At 38.1% G+C, this 5,071-nt stretch carries 2 protein-coding genes; both read right to left on the bottom strand.

What is annotated here, in order from left to right; all coding sequences use genetic code 11:
- Positions 1-71: 71 nt before the first annotated feature.
- Positions 72-1,169, bottom strand: a complete 1,098-nt coding sequence (locus tag IJS99_05155) for an acyltransferase family protein (protein ID MBQ7561202.1) — start codon at positions 1,167-1,169, stop codon at positions 72-74.
- 52 nt (positions 1,170-1,221) lie between these two features.
- On the bottom strand, positions 1,222-4,866 hold the full coding sequence (locus IJS99_05150; GenBank protein ID MBQ7561201.1) for a hypothetical protein: 3,645 nt from the start codon (positions 4,864-4,866) through the stop codon (positions 1,222-1,224).
- Positions 4,867-5,071 lie beyond the last annotated feature (205 nt).

Raw genomic sequence — 5,071 nt, 5'->3', positions numbered from 1 at the left:
TAAATTAGCCATATGAATATTATATCAAGAAATAAAAAATTTCTCCCACCCAGCCCGCCCGAATTAGATTATTACACTATATATTTATTTAAGACGGGAATATGATTCAGGATTCCTGATATTATAAGCGAGATTATAAATACAAAAATTGCTGTAACTGGCACAAATATAATCGTATTAGTCATTGAGAAATCAAGCCCCAGTTTTCTTATAACAAATATTACTGCAGGATGTACGAGATAAGCCCCGAAAGTATATTTTGATAGAGTTCTTATAAATTTATAAGGCCGGTTAAAATTTTTCTTGCAAAATAAAAATATTGCTGTGCTTTCAAGTAATGCAGTAATAGTTAATGGCATGTTAAAAAATTGATTTGGCTTGTTAGTGATAATTGATAAATATTCAGAAATAAATATTGCTCCCATAAATCCAATTATGCCGCCGAGATATATAAAACGCGTCAATTTGGGCGAAATATCAATATTATTTAATATATAGCCGATCAAGAAATAACCTGTATAGCCTGAAATTAACGCAGGAGAAAATTTATTAACAAAACTGTTCGTAAAGCTCCATATTTCAGACGCAAAAATTTTATTTAAATATATCATCGAAGGAATTATAAACACGAATATAAGCGATAACACAAGAAAATATTTTGTGAGAAATTTTGACTCCGCGACCTTCTTCATGAATGGCACTATCATATATAATCCTATTATCATGTGCAAGAACCATAAATGATAATGACCATTTACAAAATGTGTTAGGGCTTCTTCTGCGCTGCCTGACTTGAAATATATAGCGATCGAATAAATTAATGACCAAAATATAAACGCTGTAAATATCCCTAAAATATTTTTGCCGTAAAGCCTCCTCAATGGGACATCACGACCGAGAAATAATGCGCCGCTCATCATTACATATACAGGAACAGCCCAGCGAGTTACTGCACCATGATAGAAATTTATTACTTGCCAATCAAACGAATTTATATCTAGCAAATACCAATATTTTGAATTTACATGTAAAATTATTACTGCGAAAGCTCCTAACACGCGCAAATAGTCAAAGTAATAAACTCTGACTCCTGACTCCTGACTCCTGACTCCTGACTCCTGACTCCTGACTCCTGACTCCTGACTCCTGACTCCTGACTCCTGACTCAATTATCATTATGAATATGCCTCCTTTTGATTTGTCAAGGGTTATTTACGTGAATTATCGCCCGATATTAAATAAATTGTCGATTAATTGCTGCTTAAATTGATCTGCCGGTGATTCGTCCTCTGCGCTGTCTCCGCCCGGCCCTGCTGGGAATTTCAGCTGTAATTGAAACTTTGTATCTTGTCTCTGCTGTTCTTCATTCTTGTTTAATGCGTTAATCGGCAAAAATTCTTCTATGGGCTTTGTTATTTTCAAGTCTAATAATTGCAACTTCTGCCACGAATTAGCAAGCGTAAACGTAACATTTTGATAATCTCGTTTCTTAATGCCCAGTACCCGCCCTGCCGCATCTCGTAAAACATTGCCCGTGAGTCCCCCCGTCATGTATTGAAAGACTCCTTTCATTGCGCCGAGTAACTGATCTAAAATTTTCAAGTCAAATCGCCCGTCACAATAAAGCCGCAAACCCTTTCCGGGAATTCCTGCAGATCCGTTTATAGTGAAATATCTATATAAAGGCTCGTCCTTACCTGCACGCGCTCCAGTTCCGGGATTCAAAAATAAATCCGTCCCATTCCAGTAAAAACTCCCGTTGATTTTCTCGAACGTAATTTTTTTAGTGGGTGAGACTCTATTAATAATATCCATTTTGTGAATATATCCCGGAGTCGTCACAAACTTCCCATTAGCAAAACTCGTCGGCATTGATCCGAACGTGCCTTTAATCATTGCGTCCGCGTCAACCTTCCCGACGATTTCACCTTCCGGCATGAAAGGCTCTGACAGATTCCCAAAATCTAAATGAGAAACTTTTATAATTCCGTCCCACTTTCTTTTATTGAGATCTACATTTACGCTTGAAGTTATTTCACCGCCGCTGATTACTGCACGGCCTCTTTTCATGACGACATTATTTTTTGCAGGATTAAATACTAACGGAAGATTTATATTTTCGATTTTGACCTTGTCGATAACTTTCACAGTTTTTGACGAGAGATTTATATTTATCGGTGAAGTATCATCAGCGACTCCGTTAATTTTCAAGACCGCCGAACCCTTCACTATGCCGCTTAATGACGACATTTGAGACTCTATAGCTGCGTTTAAATCTAACGGCTTTGTCTCGATACTATACGCCCATTTGCCGCCCTTCTTAGTCAATAATGTATCTGAAGCAGGTTTAAAGTCGTCAATTCTTAGTGATGTATTAATTAAATATTTATCAGTCCCCGGAGAACTCAATTTTAAGGCAATATCTTCAAGTTTAGTTATCCCGTAATAGATCGGCCCAGCTGTCTTTATTTCTGCCTGAGGTTTAGCGAGAGTCCCTTTTACCGTCAAATCTCCGTTTATTTGCCCGTTTACTACCGGAGTCTTCATGAATAACTGCTGTAACGGCTTTAATTCTAATTTCTTGATATTTGCCTTAATGTCTAGTGCACTGTTCATGAAATTTTTTTGATTTATCTTGAGCGAGCCCTTCCCCGATATATCTGAGCCGTTAATTTTTGCTGTGAGCTTGCTTACATTGACCCGCTGCGTATTTCCTTGAGCTTCTAATATGGCACTGGGAATATTTACGAGATTGCCCGCTTTGACGTTTTCAGCACGTAAATGAGCATTCACACTCGCATTATTTAACGAGCCTTTAATGTTAAGCCCGCCCGTAATTTTTCCTGAAATCGGCATAGATTTATCCTGTAAATTAAATGCTCTCATTGTGTCAGCGATATTTATTCCCTGAGTCGACGCTGCTATATCGAGTCCGGGATTCGAGAGGTTGACGAGATTTATAATTCCCTTGAGATTGAATGCGCCACCCGGTAAAGCTGCCTTTGCTCCTGAAATTGTTAAATGATTATTCGCGTAAGTTATAGGCACGTCAATATTTCCAAATCGAGTCCCTGAATAGCCCGCATTCTTCCCGGTTAAATGAGCCCTCACGTTTATAGAATTCATGTTTGCATAACGTCCCGACGCGTCCGCACGTAAATTATATAATCCTGTAACTTGCTTTAAATCAGGGATCGCCCGAACGTCTAAATTATCAGCGTTCAATTTCGCATTAAATGATGTAGTCTTCAGATTTGCCATTGCATAGCCGCTTATTGAGCCCTTGCCGAGATTAGCAGAAAGACTCTCAAGAATTGCCCGATTTCCTTTGTGATCGTAAATTATATTAGCTAATAATTTTGTGAGAGTTATTCCCTGCGCGCTGATTTTGTCAGAAGTAATTTTGCCGGTGATTCGTAAATTGTCGGGAATTATAAATTTTGCTGTAACTTTTCCGGCCGGTTTCTGAATGGATTTAGCGATTTTAGGGAATGCCTTTAATAACGTGTTTATATCGAGATTCACAACAGAAATTACTGCTTGAGGCTTAAAATTTCCTTCCTTGTCCTGTTCTGCCTCACCGCGCGCAAATAATTTACCGCCGAATACTTCTCCGCCCAGTGATATACGGGGAGTCTCTCTCGGTGCAAGTTTCAATTTTGCGTTAAAAGCGTTAAGAATTCTTATTCCTGCTGCTGATATAAACGGTATTTCTGAAGATATATCGGCCCTTGTATTGGAAAAAATATTATCGCCTATTATCGTATCAAGATCAAAATTTATGCGGCCTCCCTCACCTTTTAAGCCGACCTCAGGGGCAAACATCCGGCCAAGTTCATATAATGACAAATTTATTGCCTCGCCCTTTGCTTTCACGTTCATAGTGTCAATATTTGCCGAGCCCGTTAAATTCAATCTTGCTGCATTAGTCTTGAATGAGGCTTTATCCAGCGCAAAAATTTTATTCTTTGTCCATGTGAAGGGGACTCTAAATTTTAGGGGGATTCCCATAATGTCAGCACGGGGCATTGAGACGACTCCGGACGCATTTATATAACCGTCTTCACTGATTGCCGAGACTCTGCCGTCGAGTCTTCCTGAAAGTTTTACGGGTAAGGGGGGCGCAAATTTTAAGAGTTCTTCAAGCATTAAAGCCGAAATATTTAGATTCGCTTTTAGTGGATCAAGTCCGCCAGTAAATTTTCCTGATGCTTGGCCTATTCTGAAATCCGATGACGTTATATCGAGCGATTCAAGATTTACAAGTGCATTTAATCGAACCGGCAAAATATTATCCCGCGAAATTATGTCAGTTATTAGAGTCAATTTGCCAGACTCATTAAGTGATAATTCATTCAGTGCCAAATTAGAATAAGGACTAGAAATATTTATATCTTGAATCATTACATTAACGGGATTTATTTGGAGTGCGAAAGATTCTGAGTCGTTCTCGTTAATATTTTTTTCTCGTGTATCAGGATTTGCGGCGAAATGATTTGAGAGTGCTATTAATTTATTCATGTCTGAACTTATGCCGCGAATGTTGAGACTCTTTATAAACGGGACTCCTTCCATGCCGTCAAAAACTAAATCCCAGTCAGGACTCACTGAAGCATATTTTAACGTAAATAAATCTTCGTCGCCTGAAATCAGCTTTAAATCTCTTAGTGAATAGCCCTCATGCATAGAGCCGTCTATATTAGCAATCTCAATTTTTAAGGGATCAAGGAAAAAATTTCCTGCCCTCTCAGCTAATGGCAAAATGAGCCACGACCCAGTGTCAAACCAGAATAAGGCCGCTCCCGCTGCTATAAGAATTATGCACAAGTATACAAAATATTTTATTAATCCACCGATAAAACGCACGGTAAAAATTCACTCCCGATAAAATATTATATTTTTTCAAGTATGGGAGCCGCGCTTAAATTGCAAGAAAATATATAATGCGCAGTAAAAAAATTTCACTCCCCGATAAATATTGCTATTATATTCTAAAATTTTGCGATTTAAACATGAAACTAGAAAATTTTTATATTAAATATATTCTCATAATTCGCGATTTAGTGAGTCC

The organism is Synergistaceae bacterium (assembly GCA_017444345.1).
Classification (GTDB): Bacteria; Synergistota; Synergistia; order Synergistales; family Aminobacteriaceae; genus JAFUXM01.
The sequence above is the reverse complement of the archived record's forward strand: the minus strand, read 5'-3'. Positions and strand labels throughout refer to the sequence as shown.